12 protein-coding genes are annotated in these 17,347 nt (G+C 69.6%); 8 read left to right on the forward strand and 4 right to left on the reverse strand.

Translation table 11 applies throughout. The features are described from left to right. Positions 1-86: 86 nt before the first annotated feature. Complete coding sequence (locus ACWGKS_RS00785; RefSeq protein WP_452521522.1) at positions 87-1,703, reverse strand: acyl-CoA synthetase; 1,617 nt, start codon at positions 1,701-1,703, stop codon at positions 87-89. 415 nt (positions 1,704-2,118) lie between these two features. On the opposite strand from ACWGKS_RS00785, the gene rocD reads away from it, so the two are divergent. Continuing rightward, complete coding sequence (rocD, locus tag ACWGKS_RS00790) at positions 2,119-3,393, forward strand: ornithine--oxo-acid transaminase (RefSeq protein ID WP_358508924.1); 1,275 nt, start codon at positions 2,119-2,121, stop codon at positions 3,391-3,393. A gap of 70 nt (positions 3,394-3,463) precedes the next feature. Here the strand turns inward: rocD and ACWGKS_RS00795 are convergent, their stop codons facing one another. Continuing rightward, positions 3,464-4,819 (reverse strand): SGNH/GDSL hydrolase family protein, encoded by a 1,356-nt coding sequence (locus tag ACWGKS_RS00795; protein ID WP_358508925.1) that lies wholly within the window; start codon positions 4,817-4,819, stop codon positions 3,464-3,466. A 443-nt stretch (positions 4,820-5,262) separates the two neighbouring features. Here ACWGKS_RS00795 and fabI point away from each other — a divergent pair, with 443 nt between their 5' ends. Both fabI and ACWGKS_RS00805 read left to right on the forward strand, forming a co-directional pair. Continuing rightward, positions 5,263-6,057, forward strand: a complete 795-nt coding sequence (gene fabI / locus ACWGKS_RS00800) for an enoyl-ACP reductase FabI (protein ID WP_358508927.1) — start codon at positions 5,263-5,265, stop codon at positions 6,055-6,057. A 98-nt stretch (positions 6,058-6,155) separates the two neighbouring features. Beyond that, complete coding sequence (locus ACWGKS_RS00805; protein ID WP_358508929.1) at positions 6,156-6,803, forward strand: hypothetical protein; 648 nt, start codon at positions 6,156-6,158, stop codon at positions 6,801-6,803. On the opposite strand, the gene ACWGKS_RS00810 is transcribed toward ACWGKS_RS00805, so the two are convergent. Further along, positions 6,775-7,224: a DUF3291 domain-containing protein gene (locus ACWGKS_RS00810; RefSeq protein WP_358508930.1), complete on the reverse strand. Its 450-nt coding sequence runs from the start codon at positions 7,222-7,224 to the stop codon at positions 6,775-6,777. The two genes, ACWGKS_RS00805 and ACWGKS_RS00810, sit on opposite strands and share 29 nt — an antisense overlap. 118 nt (positions 7,225-7,342) lie before the next feature. Between ACWGKS_RS00810 and ACWGKS_RS00815 the strand changes: the two genes are divergently transcribed. Then, positions 7,343-8,818 carry an aminotransferase-like domain-containing protein gene (locus tag ACWGKS_RS00815; RefSeq protein ID WP_358508931.1) on the forward strand — a complete coding sequence of 492 codons (1,476 nt, stop codon included), beginning with the start codon at positions 7,343-7,345 and terminating at the stop codon, positions 8,816-8,818. Positions 8,819-8,918: 100 nt separating this feature from the next. On the opposite strand, the gene ACWGKS_RS00820 is transcribed toward ACWGKS_RS00815, so the two are convergent. Further along, positions 8,919-9,533 carry a superoxide dismutase gene (locus tag ACWGKS_RS00820; RefSeq protein ID WP_358508933.1) on the reverse strand — a complete coding sequence of 205 codons (615 nt, stop codon included), beginning with the start codon at positions 9,531-9,533 and terminating at the stop codon, positions 8,919-8,921. Positions 9,534-10,023: 490 nt separating this feature from the next. Between ACWGKS_RS00820 and ACWGKS_RS00825 the strand changes: the two genes are divergently transcribed. The 4 genes from ACWGKS_RS00825 to ACWGKS_RS00840 all read left to right on the forward strand — a co-directional run bounded on the left by ACWGKS_RS00825 (position 10,024) and on the right by ACWGKS_RS00840 (position 17,253). Further along, a complete protein-coding gene (locus ACWGKS_RS00825; protein WP_358508934.1) occupies positions 10,024-12,099 on the forward strand; it encodes an acyltransferase family protein in 2,076 nt (691 codons plus the stop codon). Between the two features lie 330 nt (positions 12,100-12,429). After that, positions 12,430-13,449, forward strand: a complete 1,020-nt coding sequence (locus ACWGKS_RS00830) for a class I SAM-dependent methyltransferase (RefSeq protein ID WP_358508936.1) — start codon at positions 12,430-12,432, stop codon at positions 13,447-13,449. A gap of 61 nt (positions 13,450-13,510) precedes the next feature. Further along, positions 13,511-15,577, forward strand: coding sequence for a glycosyltransferase (locus ACWGKS_RS00835; protein WP_358508938.1), 2,067 nt, complete (start codon positions 13,511-13,513; stop codon positions 15,575-15,577). Continuing rightward, the gene (locus ACWGKS_RS00840) at positions 15,574-17,253 is read left to right on the forward strand and encodes a glycosyltransferase family 2 protein (protein ID WP_452521399.1); all 1,680 of its coding nucleotides are present in this window, start codon (positions 15,574-15,576) and stop codon (positions 17,251-17,253) included. Before ACWGKS_RS00835 ends, ACWGKS_RS00840 begins: the two co-directional genes overlap by 4 nt. Positions 17,254-17,347: the final 94 nt, after the last annotated feature.

Here is a 17,347-nt window from a genome sequence, read left to right on the forward strand (position 1 = left end):
GGCTGCTTGGTGGCGTACCGACTCGGAGACCGAAATGAGAGGTACCACAGAGGGAGGATGAGGAGACCTCCCGGAGCCCCCGTGGGTCACCGCGATTGAGGGCTGGGGGTACCTTCCCCGGCCACCGAAGCGGCCCAACGGTAGTCCTGTTTGCCCACGGCGGTGCGCCGGACCCGGTCCACGAAGTGCACCGTCCGGGGCACCTTGAACCCGGCCAACCGAACCCGGCAGTGGGCGCGCAGCGCCTTCTCGTCCGGGCTGCCGCCGGGGGCCAACGAGACCAGGGCCGTGACCCGCTGACCGAGGTTCTCGTCCGGAGCGGGCACCACGATCACGTCGTCCACCGACGGGTGGGCCTTGAGCACGGCCTCCACCTCCTCGGGATACACCTTCTCCCCGGCGGTGTTGATGACCACGCTGCCCCGACCCAACAGGACGATCGAACCGTCCGTGGCCCGGGTCCCGTAGTCGCCCGACAACGCCCAACGTCGCCCCTCGGCGTCGGTGGGAAAGGTGCGAGCGGTGGCGATGGGATCGTTGTAGTAGCCCAAGGGGATCCGTCCGGTCCGCGCGATCCGTCCGACCCGCGGCGACCCCGGCCGCAACGGACGCAACGCCTCGTCGAGCACCGAGATGCTGCCACCCATGGTGAAGCTGCGACGGTCGGTGGTGTCGGCGACGGTGGCCGCCTCGTCGGGTGCGGTCGCCGAACCGCACACACCCGTCTCCGAACCCCCGTAGGAGTCGGCCAGGGCCACGTCCTCGCGCCAGGCCTTCCACAGGTTGCGCACCGCCGGGGTCAACGGGGTACCACCGGAACGCACCGAGGTCAGGTCCGGGCACAGCTCGGGTTCGGTGAGCAGGTGCCGCGCCAGTGGCCGCGCCATCGCGTCACCCACCAGTTGGAGCGCGTGTACGCCCTCGCGGTGCGCCAGTTCCAGCACACGGTCCGGCCTGAAGCTGCGGTCGGTGGACAGCACCACGCGCTTGCCGCACAACAACATGCTCAACGCGTGCCACTGCCCGGCCGCGTGCATGACCGGACCCAGGACCAGCATGCGCTGCGGGAAACAGCGCAGGGCGCGTTCGGCCACTTCCTCGGGGGTGCGTGCGCGCGGGGTGCCGGGGGAGCGACGCTCCACGGCGGCGCGAAAGACGTCGGCCTGGCGCCACAGCACACCCTTGGGGTAACCCGTGGTGCCGCCGGTGTAGAGCAGGTAGTGGTCGTCGCCGCTCGTGCCGGGGAGCGCGCTCCGGGGGGTTCCGACGTCCTCGCCCTGCGCGGTCAGGGCGGACTCGTAGTCCGTCCCCTCGGCGGTTCGCTCGGTGCCGTCGGCCAACAGCAGCACGTGGCGCAGTCGTGGCAGATCCGGTCGGATGGCCGTGACCGTGGCGGCCAGGGAGTCCTCGGCGATCAGCGCCGCCGCGTGCGAGTCGGACAGTACGTGTCGCAGTTCACCGGCCACGTACCGGTAGTTGACGTTGACCGGCACCGCTCCGGCGCGCAGCACACCGAGGAACGACTCCATCCACTCGGCCCGGTTGAACGACAGGATCGCCACGTTCTCACCAGGGCGCACACCCGCGCCGACCAGGTGTCGGGCCAATCGGGTGGCCCGTTCGTCCAAGGCGCGGTAGGTGAGCCGACGTGGGCCCGCGACGAGGGCGATCCGCTCCGGTACGGCCTCGGCCACCGCCGCCATCAGCGCAGGGAGGGAGAAAGGGGTATCCGAAGACGTGTGTGGCACGGCAGATCCTCCCTGGCGTTCGTGTGACGGCCGTCCCCGGCGAAGACGCTCGCGGCGGCTGTGACTGTACGGCGACCGTACCCGTCAGAAACCGGGCTGATCGTGGTGAGGGCTGTGTACCGCGTCACCTGCGCGACCATGCCCGTGACCCCCTTGTGACCGGGGTTCGGAAGAGCCCCGCTCAGGCGGTGTACCGGCATGGAGCGCACATGGGTTTCGGGCGTCGGTCGCGCGCGGTGATGTCGGCCACCTCTTGTGTGCTCACCGGATGATCTGCTCAACTCTTGGGGATCCCGCCGCGGAGGCTCTACCCGGCCCCACGGTGGGTATCTACTGTCTGACATCGGTCAATGGTGATCGGAGCGGCTAGATGACCACCCAGAACCTGGGACAGCAGGACTCCGCCGGAAACCCCGCCGGACACGCACTTTCCAGCTCGGACCACATCGAACTCGCGCAGGCCAGATCGGCGCACAACTACTCACCCCTTCCCGTCGTGATCTCCGAGGGCCGTGGCGCTTGGGTGACGGACGTCGAGGGAAAGCGGTACCTCGATTGCCTGGCCGGGTACTCGGCCATGAACTTCGGCCACCACAACCCCGACCTCCTGGCGGCGGCGCACGCCCAGCTCGACCGGGTGACGTTGACCAGCCGGGCCTTCTACAACGACCGGTTCGGACCATGGGTGAGAGACCTGGCCGACATGGTCGGCAAGCAGAAGGTCCTGCCGATGAACACCGGTGCCGAGGCGGTGGAGACCGGCATCAAGGTGGCCCGTAAATGGGGCTACGAGGTCAAGGGCGTTCCCGAGAACCAGGCGACCATCGTCGTGGCGGGCGCCAACTTCCACGGACGCACCACCACCATCATCTCCTTCTCCTCGGATCCGGAGGCGAAGACGGGTTTCGGCCCCTATACGCCGGGCTTCCGCTCCGTGGCCTACGGGGACGCCAAGGCCATCGAGGACGCCGTCGACGACACCACGGTCGCGGTGCTCATCGAGCCGGTACAGGGCGAGGCGGGCGTGATCGTGCCGCCCGCGGACTACCTGCCCCGGGTCCGGGAGATCTGCGACGACAACCGCGTGCTGTTCATCGCCGACGAGGTACAGGCCGGACTGGGTCGCACCGGCACCATCCGGGCCTGTGAGCACAGCGGGGTGGTCCCGGACGCCTACCTGTTCGGCAAGGCGCTGGGCGGCGGCATCCTGCCGGTTTCGGCCATGGTCGCCGACGAGGACGTGTTGGGTGTCATCCAGCCCGGCCAGCACGGGAGCACCTTTGGCGGCAACCCGCTCGCCGGGGCCGTCGGAGAGACGGTCGTGCGCATGCTGAGTGAGGGCCCCTACCTGGAGAACGCCCGCAAACTGGGCGAGGTCCTCAAACGCCGGCTGGACGAGTTCGTTGGCGACGGGGTGGTCTCGGCGCGCAGCATCGGCCTGTGGGCCGGCGTGGACGTCGACCCCGAACTGGCCTCCGGCAAGGAGCTGTGCAAGCGGCTCGCCGAGCACGGGGTCCTGGTCAAGGACACGCACGGTTCCACCGTGCGGATGTCGCCGCCCCTGGTGATCACCGAAGAGGACCTCAACTGGGGTCTGGACCGCTTCGCCGAGGTCATCGCCGAACTCAAGGCGGAGAAGAAGTAGCGACGGGGGAGCGGGGGCCGTTCGCGGCCCCCGCCTCCACCGGCCGTCCGAGCGTCGATCGAGAACCGGGTCAGGAGTCGGTGTCGGAGTCCGCCTCGGCGGCCTCCTCCGCACCCTCGTCGGCGGCGGGTTCGTCCTCGGGCTCGCCGTTCACCGGGTCCAGCGGACCACCGAGTTCACGGGACAGTTTCTCCGGGGACACGCTCTCCAACCGGTCGCGGGACTGGTACAGCACCCGTTCGGGACCCTCCAGGATCTGTAGGCGCACCCGCTCGGCGACCGAGCGCTGCCCCTCGGCGGTCGGATGGAAGCTCGCGCGGTCCACCTTCAGCCCCTCGCCCAGTTCGCCCAGAACGATGCCGTTGAGCCAGGCGTCGTCCGCGCTGACCTCGTGGCCGGTCAACGAACTGAACACGTTCACGTACTCCACGCTGCCGACCTGGCGCGAACCGTAGACCTCGCCGTCCACCCGGTAGGCGGTGTCGCGGATGCGGTCGTTGAACCGCTGGGCGACGGTGTTCAGCCAGAGTTGGTCACCGTTGGAGAGCGTGTAGTACATGCCGGGCGGCTCCTCCGGGAAGAGCCTCGGGTAGCCCAGGACCAGGACACGGGCGTCGGGGGCGCGGTCGCGGATCTCACCGAGCACCTCGGTGAGGGTCTCCTCGAACGTGTCCATCTTCTCCTCGACCTCGGCCTCCTGGTCGGTGCAACCGGTCCGCTCCAAGAGGGGCATGCGCACGATGCAGGTGCGCAGCACCGAGATGAACCCGAGGTCGTTGCCGCCGATGCCCACGGTCACCAGCGAGGTGTTCTCGGTGACGCGTTCGAGCTGGGACTCGGAGGTGCCGACCTGTTCGAGCATCTCCGAGCCGCGGTGTCCACTGCACGCGTAGAACCCCAGGGAGCCCACGAAGTCGAACTCCTGCTCGATGAGCTTGGGGTAGGCGTTCTCCGAGCGCCAGCACTCGCCGGGTTCGGCGGTCTCGGGGTCGTATTCGCCGGCGCCGTCACCGGAGGAGTAGGAGTCGCCCAGGGACACGTAGTTGCCCCACAGCGCGGCCTCCTCGGGTTCCACGCGCACCCGCCAGTCGATCTCCTCGTCCTCGGTGATCGGTGGCAGCGCCTCGCCGGGGCAGACCCCGCCGGTGACGTCGCACCACAGGGCCAGGATCCCGTCGCGGCTGACGGGGACGGCCATCACGACGACCATGACCAGGACCAGGGCGGTCGCGACGATCACGGTGACCTTGGATCGGCGGCGTCGCCTGGGCGGCTCGGCGTCCTCGATGTCGAAGGCGTTCGCGCCGGCGCCCGGCACCTCGGGCGGGTGGTGAACCTCTGAGGGGGTGTTCTCCTCGGCGGCACCGTCGTCATCGGGACCGGGGGTCCCCTCGGGCACGTCCGGCCCACCCTCGCGTGATGACACGGCCGCTAGCCTCCCGCGTTACTCGGGCCTGTGGTCCAGCAGCCAGACTACCCGTGGTGATTCGTGCGGATTACGTCCGGAACCGGCCGTGTGAGGGGTTCTCCGGGGTGTGGGGGCCGACCCGTGGGCATGGAGATGACGAGGCGCCCCAGCGGCGGCCAAGCCCGCTGGGACGCCCCGAACCCGTGCCAGGGAGGCGCGCTTACGACTCTGCCCGCATCACACCCCCGCGGTCACCCGTGGAAGACCACAAAGAATCGGTGTGGATTCCTGGCTCACTCGTACGGACCGGGGCTCCGCCGGTGTGCCCGCGCCCCGGTTCCACCGGTGTGGGCCGCGTGACCAAAGAGGGGGCTGGAATCTTTGTCGGCTTCCACGACTGATGAATCGTGGATCCGCCGATACGTTTCCACTGCAAGTCGCCGAATCGTCAAGGGGACCTCTTGAACCTGCTCATCACCGGTATCACCACCCAGTCCTCCATCGCCTACGCGATCGCGGAGGAGGCCATGAACCAGGGCCACGACGTCATCCTGACGAACCCGCCCGGACGCGCCTTCTCCATCTGCGAGCGCATCGCCAAGCGGCTGCCCAAGGAACCGGTCGCGGTGCTGCCGATGGACGTCACCGACCCTGAGCAGATCAAGGCCACCGTCGAGGCGATCGGTGAGCACTGGGACCACTTGGACGGGGTGCTGCACGCCATCGCCTACGCCCCCGAGTCCGCGCTGGGCGGCAACTTCCTCAACACCGACTGGGAGGACGTCTCCAAGGCGATCCACATCTCCGGTTACTCCCTGGCCGCCCTGACCGTGGGCATGCGCGACCTGCTCGCCAAGGCCCCCGAGGGCGCCGGCGTGGTGTCGCTGACCTTCGACGCCAGCGTCGCCTGGCCGGTCTACGACTGGATGGGGTCGGCCAAGGCCGTCCTGGAGAACTCGGCCCGCTACCTGGCCCGTGACCTGGGCCCGGACCGCATCCGCGTGAACACGATCTCCGCCGGCCCGATCAAGTCCCTCGCGGGTGGGTCCATCCCCGGTTTCTCCCAGATCGCCGACTCCTGGGGCGACCACTCCCCGCTGGGCTGGGACACCAAGGACACGTCGGTGGTCGCCGGTCCGGCCCTGTTCCTGATGTCGCCCGCCGCCCGCGCCATCACGGGCACGGTCATGCACGTCGACGGCGGCTACCACGCCATGGGTGCCCCCCTGGCCCCCGCAGAGCCCGAGAACGACTAGGGACCGGGCGGTGGAGGCGGCGGGGTTCGAGGAGGGCGAGACCTCCGAACGCTAAGCTGTGGGATCCCCCCATCCCCCAGATGGCAAGGCGGACGCTCTTGCTCGAATCCCCCGAACCACTGCGGGTCAGTATCGATCCCGGGTTGCCGGAACACCATGCTCGCGGTGTCCGGCGTGCGTTGAACCAGGCACCTGAGGCGGTGGGCCGGCTCAGGGCCGAGGACCGGCCGGAGAGCCGGCGGGTCGGTCATGCCATGGGGCTGCTCGGGCTGTGCGGGCTGGGAGTCCTGGAGTGGCTGTTCTGGGACTCGGCACAGACCATCGGCGCGGTGCTCGGCTTCGGGATCTTCCTCCTCCACCTTCGACATCGATACCGGCGCAAGGCGGACGAGGCGGAGGCCTCGATCGATCCTCGGGTGACGATCGCGTTCTTCGAGGACTCGTTCGTGGTGGACACGATGCTCGATGACGTGGATCGGGCCCGACTGGGGCGGATCCAACGTGTGTCCGAAGTGCTCCTGGAACAGGGCCACGACCTGAGGTGGGTGGCCGAACGGGAGTGGGGTCTGGCGGTGAGGCTCCCGGCCCTCACGCTCGATCGGGTGAGGGCCGAACGTTGCTCGCGCAAAGGTGAGCGGGAGCGGCGCGGGGCGGAGACGTCGACGCACGAGGCCTTCGTGGACGGATGGATCCGCTACCTGGAGGACGCCGCCGGGGTCAGGCCGGGACCGGGGAGGCCAGGCTGAAGGCGCGCGGCCCGGGGCCGTGGCCGCGCAGGTGCGAGGACCGCTCGATCGCTTCCGCCAGGGTGACGTTCGCGCCCGCGTCGGACCACCACAGGGTGCGCTCCACGGTGGGAAAGGCTCCGCTGTCCTCGCGGTAGGCGAGCAGGTCGGGGTGGGCCTCCTCCACGAAGGTGCGCAGTTCGATGGGCCCCCGCCACAACCGAACCAGATGCACGCGGTCCATTTCGTGGTGGAAATGGACCTCTCCCAGGTGGCCCGAGTGGTCCTTGACCCGGTTCCGGAGCGCGCGGGCGAGGGTGGCCAGGTGAGTGTGGTCGCCCTGGATCACGTGGTGTTCGACCAACGTCGTTTGCGGACGCGGAACTTGCGGCCTGGGGCCTCGGGAGGCGGCGGCGTGGCGACGACGAAGCAGGGTGCTCATGAGGATTCTCCTTCAAGTGGACCCTGTGATCGAGGCCACTTTGGCTCTGGTGGATCCACGAACTTGATGCCATTCTCGGAAGGGCAGGCCATGATGGCGAGATCCAATGGAGCGAAAAATGGACCTTGTTCGGCGGACCGATGAGCTCGTGGGTCTTCTCGGCTCCTGGACGAGCGGCTCCGGCGCCCTCTACAAACGCCTGTCCGAAGCCCTGAAAGACCTGGTCGAGCAGGGTTCGCTCGCCCCCGGGGAACGCCTGCCGTCCGAACGGGCGTTGGCCGGCGCGCTCCGAGTGAGTCGCACCACAGTGGTGGCCGCCTACGACCACCTGCGCGAGGAGGGGACCCTGGAGAGCCGCCAAGGCAGCGGAACCCGGGTCAACAGCGCCCTGCCCCCGGTGATCTCGGACGGGTGGACCGCCGGCGGCAACGGCAACCCCGTCTACGGCACGTTGCTGCGCACCGATGACTCGCTCATCTCCGCCTCCTGCCTGCGCACCCCCGCCCTGGAAGGGGTCGAACGCGCCGTCCGCGAGGTCGTGGCCCAGGACCTGCCCTCACTGATGGCGGAGAGCACCTACCACCCGCGCGGCCTGCCCGCCCTGCGCGAGGCGATCTGTCGTTACTACGAACGCCAGGGGTTGCCCACCCACCCCGACCAGATCGTCGTCACCACCGGCGCCCACCAGGCGGTGTCCCTGGTCGCCCAGCTCTACCTGCGGCGGGGGACCAAGGTGGTGGCGGAGGACCCGAGCTTCGCCGGGTGTCTGGACCTCATGCGCGACCGCGAGGCCGAGATCATCCCGGTGCCCCTCGATGACCAGGGCATCGATCCGAACGGGGTGCGCCGCGCGATCGCCGAGCACCGCCCGCACCTGATGTACCTCATGCCCTCGTACCACAACCCGACCGGCGTGATGATGTCCGCGGTCCGCCGCAGGGAGCTGGGGGAGCTGTCCGCGCGTTCGGGGGTGCCGATCCTGGAGGACAGCGCCTACACCGGCATCCGCGCCGAGGACGAACCCCCACCGCTGGCGGCCTTCGCCCCGCGCGGAGCGGAGGTCATCACCGTCGACTCGCTCTCCAAGGTGGCCTGGGCCGGGCTGCGGGTGGGGTGGCTGCGCGCACCGGCCGAGATGGCGTTGCGGTTGAGCCGCCGCAAGATCCTCGCCGACCTGGCGGGCCCGCTGCTGGACCAAGCGGTCGGGGTGCGCTTGATGGACGACTACGAAGCGCTGGCCCACGACCGTTCGGAGACCCTGCGCGAGGCCATGGCCCACATGGAGGAGATGCTGCGGCGGGACCTGCCCGGCTGGGAGTGGCGCACCCCTGATGGTGGGGCTGCGCTGTGGGTGCGGCTGCCGGGTGTCGCCGCCCGGGCCTTCGCGCAGGTGGCGCTCTCGCACGAGGTCGACCTGGTGCCCGGTCCGGTGATGTCGGCGTCGGGCGGCGGGTGCCACGAGGAGTACTTCCGGCTTCCGGTGTCCTACGACCGCGCCACCCGGGAGGAGATGGTGTGGCGGCTGACCCGTGCCTGGCGCGAACTGGACCGGCACGGTCCGATGGTCGGCCACCCGGACACCCTGGTCGTCTGAGGGCGAGGACCCCGAAGACGACCCCCGGACGAGGGGGAGGGCGGCACCGATCGGTGCCGCCCTCCCCCGTTCGAACGCACGAGAACGTTCGTTCGAGGTGCTAGCCCAGCCGGGTCTTGCGGGCCTCGGTGAAACGCTGCTGGACGTCGGCCCAGTTGACGACGTTCCAGAACGCCTTGACGTAGTCCGCCTTCACGTTCTTGTACTGGAGGTAGAAGGCGTGCTCCCACATGTCCAGCATGAGCAGCGGCTGCGTGCCGATGGCGATGTTGCCCTGCTGGTCGAACAGCTGCTCGATGATCAGGCGCTGACCCAGGGCGTCCCAGGCCAGGATGGCCCAGCCCGAACCCTGGATGCCCAGAGCCGCGGCGTTGAAGTGCCCGCGGAAGGCGTCGAAGGACCCGAACTGGTCGTCGATGGCCGCGCCCAGCTCACCCTCGGGCTTGTCGCCACCGTCCGGGGACAGGTTCTTCCAGAACACGGAGTGGTTGACGTGGCCGCCCAGGTTGAACGCGAGGTTCTTCTGGAGCTGGTTCACGGTCCCGAAGTCGCCGGCCTCGCGGGCCTCGGCCATCTTCTCCAGGGTCGTGTTGGCGCCCGCGACGTAGTTGGCGTGGTGCTTGTCGTGGTGCAGCTCCATGATCTGACCGGAGATCCACGGCTCAAGGGCCGCGTAGTCGTAGGGCAGCTCGGGAAGCGTGTACGGCGCAGACATACTCTGACGCACCTTTCCAGGACGATATTCGTCGTGTTCTTACCAGCGATGGGATCGCTAACCAGCAAGCTATCAGCAGCGGAAGCGAGTCCCCGATGTCAGCTCGTGGACACGGGCGGCCGGGAATAAAATCGGGCCGGACCGTCGTTGCCGTGCCGGTCCGAAGGCGACCCCATGCTCCTCATCCCCCCTGCCCGCCACAGAGGTCCCGTGAACCCCGGGAGCCCGACGAATCCTCCCGTCGGATCCGTCGGGGCGCCCCTTAAGACAGGAACCCTCCGTATTCTCGATCTCGGGTGATTCGGTCCGGTCCCGCTACCCTGACCCGCGTGCCCCCGAATCGCGATTGAACGTTGACCGCGTGTTCGTCCGACATTCACCGTGGTGGCATCGGCCCGGGGGAGAATTCATCGTCGAATTCGAATGGCCATGCCCACGAAGCCTCGTTCGGTGAAACACGCTTCCTAATCTTCCGAGGCCGTCTGCGCATATGAGTGAAACCACGACCGGGGTTCCCACCCCCGGCGACCCCCGCATCCCCTCGGTCACCGACACTCGGCGGACCGTCCGGACCGGAGGCGGTTTTCGCCCCGAGATCGAGGGGCTGCGCGCCATCGCCGTGGTCCTGGTCGCGGTCTACCACATCTGGTTCGGACGGGTCTCCGGTGGCGTGGACGTGTTCCTGCTGCTCACCGGCTTCCTCATCACGGGTTCCCTGGTGCGCGCCGTCGAACGCGACGGTCGGGTCCGGTTCGTCGCCTTCTGGGCCCGGTTGGCCAAACGTCTGGTGCCCTTGGTCGCGGTGGTCCTGCTCGCCATCATGGCCGCCATGTACGTGTGGCTGCCCAGTTCACGCTGGGAGGGCCTCCTGGAGGAGGTACGGGCCGCCGCGTTCTACCACGAGAACTGGACCCTGGCCGGTAACGCGGTCGACTACCTGGCCCGCGAGACGGCCGCCGGCCCCCTCCAGCACTTCTGGTCGCTGTCCATCCAGGGGCAGTTCTACCTGCTGTGGCCGGTGCTGGTCACCGTCGCCGCGTTCATGGCCACCAGGATGGGGTTGCCGCTGCGCCGGAGCCTGCTCGTGCTGGTCACGGCGTTGTTCGCCCTCTCCCTGAGCTACTCGGTGTACATCACCGCCCACGACCAGGCCTGGGCCTACTTCGACACCGGCGCCCGGCTGTGGGAGCTGTCCCTGGGCGCGATCCTCGCCCTGGTCATCACGGAGCTGCGCGTGCCCACGCGGGTCAGGATCTTCCTCGGCTGGTTCGGGTTGGTGGCGCTGGTCTCCTGCGGGTTGCTCCTCCAGGTCTCCACGCTCTTTCCCGGGTACGTCGCGCTGTGGCCGACCGGCGCGGCCCTGCTGGTCATCGTGGCCGGTGGCACAGGCAGCAGGTTCGGGGCCGATCGGCTGCTCACCTGGAAGCCGCTGATGTCGGTGGGCCGCTTCTCCTACGGGCTGTACCTGTGGCACTGGCCGATCCTGGTCTGCTATCTGGAGGTGACCGGGAGACAGACGGCCACGCTGATGGGAGGGGCCGCGATCCTGGGCGCCTCGTTCGTGCTGGCCTGGATCACCCATCAGGTGGTGGACGGGGGCGTCGATCGCCTCACCCGACCGGAACACCGTCGCGGGCCCGGATGGTCGGTCATGATCGCCGTGCTCTTCCTGGTTCCGGTCCTGATCGTCGCGCAGTCGTGGTCGCAGCGGTTGGAGGGGGAACGCGTGGAACGGGTGCAGGAGGTCATCGAACCCGAGACGTACCCGGGCGCGCGGGTGGTCGCCGAGCCCGACCTGCTGACGGTACTGCCCGACGTGCCGGTACGCCCGGCCCCGGAGGACGCCCAGGGGGACCTGTCCTCCCACCATCAGGAGGGCTGCCACGTCAACCTCGTCGTCGAGGAACTGGTGGTCTGCGATCGGGGGCCGGCGGACGCGGAGCACACGTTGGCGCTGGTGGGAGCGTCGCGCACCGCCCACTGGTATCCGGCGGTGGAGAAGGTCGCGGCCGAGCACGGGTGGCGGCTGGTGTCGTTCACCAAGAGCGGCTGTCCGTTCGGTCTGGCCACGTCGACCCGGGATGGGGAGGTGTTCCAGGAATGCGAGGTGTGGAAGGCCGATGCGTTGGCGGAGTTGGAGGAACTGAACCCCGACGCGGTGTTGCTGTCCTCAACGAGGGCGTTCGCCGATCGTGAGGTGGTCCAAGAGGGCTACACGGAGATGTGGTGGCACCTGAACGACCTGGGCATCGACGTGATCGGCCTGCGTGACCTGCCCCGACTGCCCTACCGTGGCGCGGAGTGCCTGGAGTCCACCGAAGCGGTGGAGTGCACCAGCCCCGTTTCGCGCAGCCTGCGGGAGGTCGACCCGGCCGCGCAGCTGGAGGAGCTGCCGCCCAACGTCACCCTGCTGGACCTGACCGAACACGTGTGTCCGGACGGCGCCTGTGACGCGGTGGTGGGCAACGTACTGGTCTACTGGGACCACTCGCACATCACCGCCACCTACGCGGCCACCCTCACCCCGGTGGTGGAGAGCGCGCTGTTGGAGGCCACGGATTGGTGACCCGGGCCCCGTCGCGACGACCTCGCCCGGATGACGTCCGAGGGTGTTCCGGGCTGGCTTCATGCCGATCCGACGGTTTTCCGTGGCACTTCGGAATCCCTTTCCAGAAATTCCGGACACGCTTTGGTGATATCGGAGTGATCGTCCGGTGAACGATGCGGTAATTGACGCTCTCCTGGGTTTCGGATGCGCATACTCGGCACCCCCGGGCTCTTTCAAGGCGTTAATGTCGAAGACGCACAGTGGCCTTCCCCGCTGATGCGGTTCCGAACGGTTCCGCGTGCTGATCCGCGCGTCGGTCGCCGCACCCCTTTCGCGGAGGTAACCCCCATGAGCTCCCTCAAGAAGAAAATTCGCCGATCGCTGCCCGTGGTCGGACTCCTCGGTCTGGCGGCCGTCGCGACCCCGATCGCCCTGGGCGTCCTGGGGCTGGTGACCTGGGGCGAGGCCGTCCTGGCCGTCACGGTCCTGTTCCTGGGCGTGGCGATGCTCGGCCTCGCCGTGGGGTTGTCACGACTGCGCCGATCGGTGCTGGAACTGTCCACGTCGGTCCGCACGCAGACCGGCCAGGTCACCGAACTCTTCGGGCAGGACCGGCTGGAGCTGGCCCGCTCCCTCGACGGGGTGCGCGCCGAGGTCAAGGAACTGCGCGACGTCGCCCTGCCCCGGGCGATCCACAAGATCACCCGCGCCGGTGTGCGGAGCGGACGCGACGACTACGAGCAGCAGGTCGCCTGGACCGAGCTGCGCGAGTACCTGGACGTGGCCCCGTTCATGCCGCCGCTGCGCGGTTGGGCCGCCTCCCCCGACGTGCTACGGGTGTTGGTCCGCGTCATCGACCGGGACCGTCCCGAACTCGTGGTGGAGTGCGGCAGCGGTTCCTCCAGCGTGTGGATCGGCTACGCGCTGCGCAAGGCGGGGGCCGGTCGTCTGGTCGCGATCGAACACGACGCGCGCTACGCCGAGCTCAGCCGCGCCCTGGTCGCCACCCACGCCCTGGAGGACATCGTCGAGGTCCGGCACGCGCCGCTCACCCCGGTACCCGCGGAACTGGCCGACGGGGTGTCCGCCGAGGTGCCCTGGTACGACACCGAGGCCCTGAGCGACCTCAAGGGAGTCGGACTGGTCTTCGTCGACGGCCCGCCCGCGGCCACCGGACCGGAGGCCCGCCACCCGGCCGTTCCCGCGCTCCTGCCAGCCTGCACCGACTCCGCCGTGTTCGTCCTCGACGACGCCGACCGCGACGAGGAACGCGCCCTGGGCGACCGGTGGCTGGCCGCTCACCCCGAGCTGACCCGCGTCGAGGAGGCCACCGAGAAGGGGGCGCACGTCTTCACCCGTACACCCTGATCCTCCCTCCCCCGAGCGTCCCCCATTCTCCCGATCCGCAGCAGAACCGAGAAGGTCACCGATGATCACCACCGTCCTCCGGCAGGCCCTGCGCGCACGTGGCGAAGAGCCCGCCGTGCTCTGCCACAGTGGGGCCGACACACTCCGGGAGGTGTCCGGGGCGCCTCGGCGGCCCGGGGACCTGCTCGTGGATCTGGGCGCTCATCCTCTGGGCGAACCGCTCCGGATCGACTCCGTCGAAGGCGCGGAGGTGGAACCCGTCGCCGGGCTGGTGGCGTTGGTCGCCGCCACCCCCACCGACCTGAACCGGGCCCTGACCGCCGCCGTGCACCTGCCCCGGACCGTGCAGGTGGTGGTCGCGCTCCTGGACACCCCGGGCCACCAGGACCCGCCGGTGCCCGCGGGACCGGGCATGGGCCAATGGCGTGACCTGCAGGAACTGCGGGTGCGGCGGATGGGCAAGCGCGGTTGGGTTTGCGAACTGTTCTTCCCCAACGCGATCGATACCGCCCAGGTCCTCGACTCCGTCCTGCACGGCACCCGAGGCCGCCGACGCGGGCCGATGGTGGCACCCCTGACCGCGCTCAGCGGCCCCGAGTCCTCGCTGTGGCGGCCTGGCGACACCGGCGCGCACGGCATCGACGCGACCGGCCCCGTCCCGCTGCGTCGGGTCACCCCCGTCGCCGACCTGGCCCTGCGCGTGCACGACGACGCGGCCCCGGAGTGGAACGAGGAGACCGTCCCGGTGCTGGACCGCGCGGCCACCACGGCCGACGCCTGGGAGGCCCTCACCGGGACCGACGGTCGCGCTCGCGCCGAGCGGGTCGTCGCCGAGCAGAGCCCGGCCGCTCGGGTCACCGTCTCGCCCGCCCACCTGGTGGCGCCGATCGACGAGACCACCGTCAACCCGACCGGGTTCTCCAAGGCCGAGAAGGGGCCCCTGGGACACCTCACCGTGCACGGGGACCGCGCCGTCATCCGTGAGGGGAACAAGGACCTGGTCGCCGTGGCGGCCGACGGCACCGTCACCGACGTCGACCTGACCCACCTGCGTCACCTGCGCGGGGTGAGCGTCGACTGGTCCGGGCACACCGGCCCCACGGCGGCGGTCCGCGCGGTGGCCTCCCTGGCCGCCGGGGGCGTTCCCCTTGTCGCCGGCCCCGTGCCCTCCTGGGCCGCCGGTCTGGGCACGCCGCTGACCGAACTCCTGGCCGGGGCCACCGACGCCGACCTCACCGACCGATTGGCCCGCGAGGAGCACAGCATCCGGCTGCGCCGCGCCGCCCTTTACACACACGGTCTGCGCTCACGCTGGCGCGCGCTCGGCGCGCGGGCCGGGATCCCACTGCCACCCGCACCCCGGATCTCGGTCATCCTGTGCACCCGACGCCCCGAGATGGTCGGCTTCGCGCTCGCCCAGATCGCCCGACAGCGCGGGGTCGAGTTGGAGACGGTGCTGACGCTGCACGGGTTCGGCGCCGACCGGCCCGAGGTGCTCTCGGCGATCCAGGCCTACCGTGACACCGGTCTGGCGATCACCGTGCACGAGGCCTCCGCCGACCAGATCTTCGGGTCGGTGCTCAACGACTCCGTCGCCCGCGCCTCCGGTGACCTCATCGCCAAGTGGGACGACGACGACTGGTACGGGCCCGAACACCTGGCCGACCTCGTACTCGCCCGGACCTACTCCGGGGCCGAACTGGTCGGCACCGGACAGGACTTCGTCTACCTCCAAGAGGTGGACCTCATGGTGTGGCGCAGCCGCGAGTCCGAGACCGCCACCCGGTTCATCGCCGGTGGCACCATCCTCACCGACCGCGTGGTGTTGGAGGAGACCGGTGGTTTCCGGCCACTACCGCGCGCCATCGACACCCAACTGCTCATCGCCGTGTCCCGGGGCGGGGGACGTATCCACCGCACCCATGGGCTCGGGTACGTGCTGCGCCGCACCGGCGGCGGACACACCTGGTCCGAGGACATGGCCTACTTCCTGCACAACTACGCACGACAGTGGGCCGGCTGGCGTCCGAGCGTCCTGCTCGAAGGCGAACCTCGCCCGCTGGGTGGACCGACCGAGGTCCACGAGGAGCCGGTCATGGCCACGACGAACCCGGGGGAACAACCTTGACCAGTACCGAAGAGCACACGATCGCCTCGATCACCGAGCCGACCGTGACGACGACGGACATCGTGTCCGCGCTGCCGCGCGGGACCGTGGACCTGTCCGCCCAGCCTCGCGTCCATCGCAACGACTACTCGGTGGTGGACGTCCCCGAACTGGGGGAGTGGACGCCGACGTTGTCGGTGAGCGTGGTGATCCCGGCGTACGGCGGGGCGGACAAGCTCGCCCTGGTGCTGGCGTCGTTGGCCGCGCAGAGCTACCCGGCGCACCTCATGGAGGTGATCGTGGTGGACGACGGCAGCCCCGAACCGCTCACCCTGCCGTCGGTCCACCCGGAGAACACCCGCGTCATCCCTTCTGCCGAAGGTGGCTGGGGGTCGGCGCACGGCGTCAACACCGGTGTCGCCGCGTCCTCGGGCCAGGTGATCCTGCGGCTGGACTCGGACATGCTCGTCTACCGCGAGCACGTGGAGTCCCAGATGCGCTGGCACCACCGGATCGACTACGGTGCCGTCCTCGGGCACAAGCTGTTCGTCGACTTCGACCCCGCCGCCCTGACCGCCGAACACGTGCGAGAGGAGGTCGCGGCCGGCCGCGCGGACCGGCTTTTCGACAAGGAGACCGCCGACCCGCACTGGATCGAGCGGCAGATCGACCGACACGACCGGCTGCGAACCGCCGGACGGTTGGCCTACAAGGTGTTCATCGGCGCCTCCGGGTCGTTGCACCGGGAGCTGTTCGACGCCGCGGGCGGACTCGACGCCGAGCTCATCCTGGGCGGTGACACCGAGTTCGCCTACCGGCTCGCCCAGCGCGGAACGGTGTTCGTGCCCGACCTGGACACCAGCAGCTGGCACCTGGGGCGAACCCAGATGCAGACCCGTCGCGACGCCGGTACCCGCTACCGGATGCCGTACGTGTCCAACCGGGTGCCCGACTTCCACCTGCGCCGCAAGCGTCCGGACCGCCAATGGGACGTGCCGCTGGTGGACGTGGTCGTGGACACCACCGACAGCACCCTGGAGGAGGTCGACACGACCGTTTCCTCGTTGCTGTCCGGTTCCACCCCCGACCTGCGGTTGTGGCTGCTGGGTCCGTGGACGCGGCTGCACGACGACCGCCGCGCCCCGTTGGACGAAGAGCTCCTCGACGTCCGTCTGGTCCACGAGACCTTCCGCGGCGACCCCCGGGTGAAGTTCGTGGGGACGCCGCCGCGGACCGATCCGCGCGTGCCGCACCGCCTGTACCTGGCGGCCGGGCCCACCCTGACCGAGACGGCCGTGGCAGACCTGATCAAGGAGATCGACAAGTTGGGCTGCGGGCTGCTGTGCGCGCCCCTGCCCGGTGCCACCAAGGCCAGTGACGGGGTGTTGCGCCTGGAGCGCGCCTCCTCGTTCGCTCGGGCGCTCCACTTGGAGCCCGAGGCCACCGGCAAGGAACTGGACCAGACGGTCGAGCGGACCCATGGCACCCACTGGATGCCGGGGGAGCGCTTCGTCGCCGTGGTGGAGGAGGAGACCGAGGAGGCCTCGAAGCCCAGCGTGGAGGTCCTCGAACAGCGTCTGGAGAAGGCGTTGGTCGACGCCGACCGGCAGCGGGCGCGCGCCCAGCGGGCCGAACGCAAGCTGCGCTGGTTCACTCCGGGGGTGGGACGGCGGCTGCTGCGCCGTATCGCGCGCTGAGAACGGATCGGGGTGGGCACGTCGGTCGTGTCCGCCCCGATCGGGTGCCGTGTTCGCTCCGGCGACACACCGCCTGCGATAATCACATACGGTG

Source organism: Nocardiopsis sp. NPDC055879 (assembly GCF_053615935.1).

What these genes read in the sequence shown, in the direction of transcription:
- ACWGKS_RS00830 (WP_358508936.1), top strand. Translation starts at nt 12,430, where the DNA reads ATGAGCTCCCTCAAGAAGAAAATTCGCCGATCGCTGCCCGTGGTCGGA.
- ACWGKS_RS00825 (WP_358508934.1), top strand. Translation starts at nt 10,024, where the DNA reads ATGAGTGAAACCACGACCGGGGTTCCCACCCCCGGCGACCCCCGCATC.
- ACWGKS_RS00785 (WP_452521522.1), bottom strand. Translation starts at nt 1,703, where the DNA reads ATGGCGGCGGTGGCCGAGGCCGTACCGGAGCGGATCGCCCTCGTCGCG.
- ACWGKS_RS00815 (WP_358508931.1), top strand. Translation starts at nt 7,343, where the DNA reads ATGGACCTTGTTCGGCGGACCGATGAGCTCGTGGGTCTTCTCGGCTCC.
- ACWGKS_RS00820 (WP_358508933.1), bottom strand. Translation starts at nt 9,533, where the DNA reads ATGTCTGCGCCGTACACGCTTCCCGAGCTGCCCTACGACTACGCGGCC.
- ACWGKS_RS00835 (WP_358508938.1), top strand. Translation starts at nt 13,511, where the DNA reads ATGATCACCACCGTCCTCCGGCAGGCCCTGCGCGCACGTGGCGAAGAG.
- rocD (WP_358508924.1), top strand. Translation starts at nt 2,119, where the DNA reads ATGACCACCCAGAACCTGGGACAGCAGGACTCCGCCGGAAACCCCGCC.
- ACWGKS_RS00810 (WP_358508930.1), bottom strand. Translation starts at nt 7,224, where the DNA reads ATGAGCACCCTGCTTCGTCGTCGCCACGCCGCCGCCTCCCGAGGCCCC.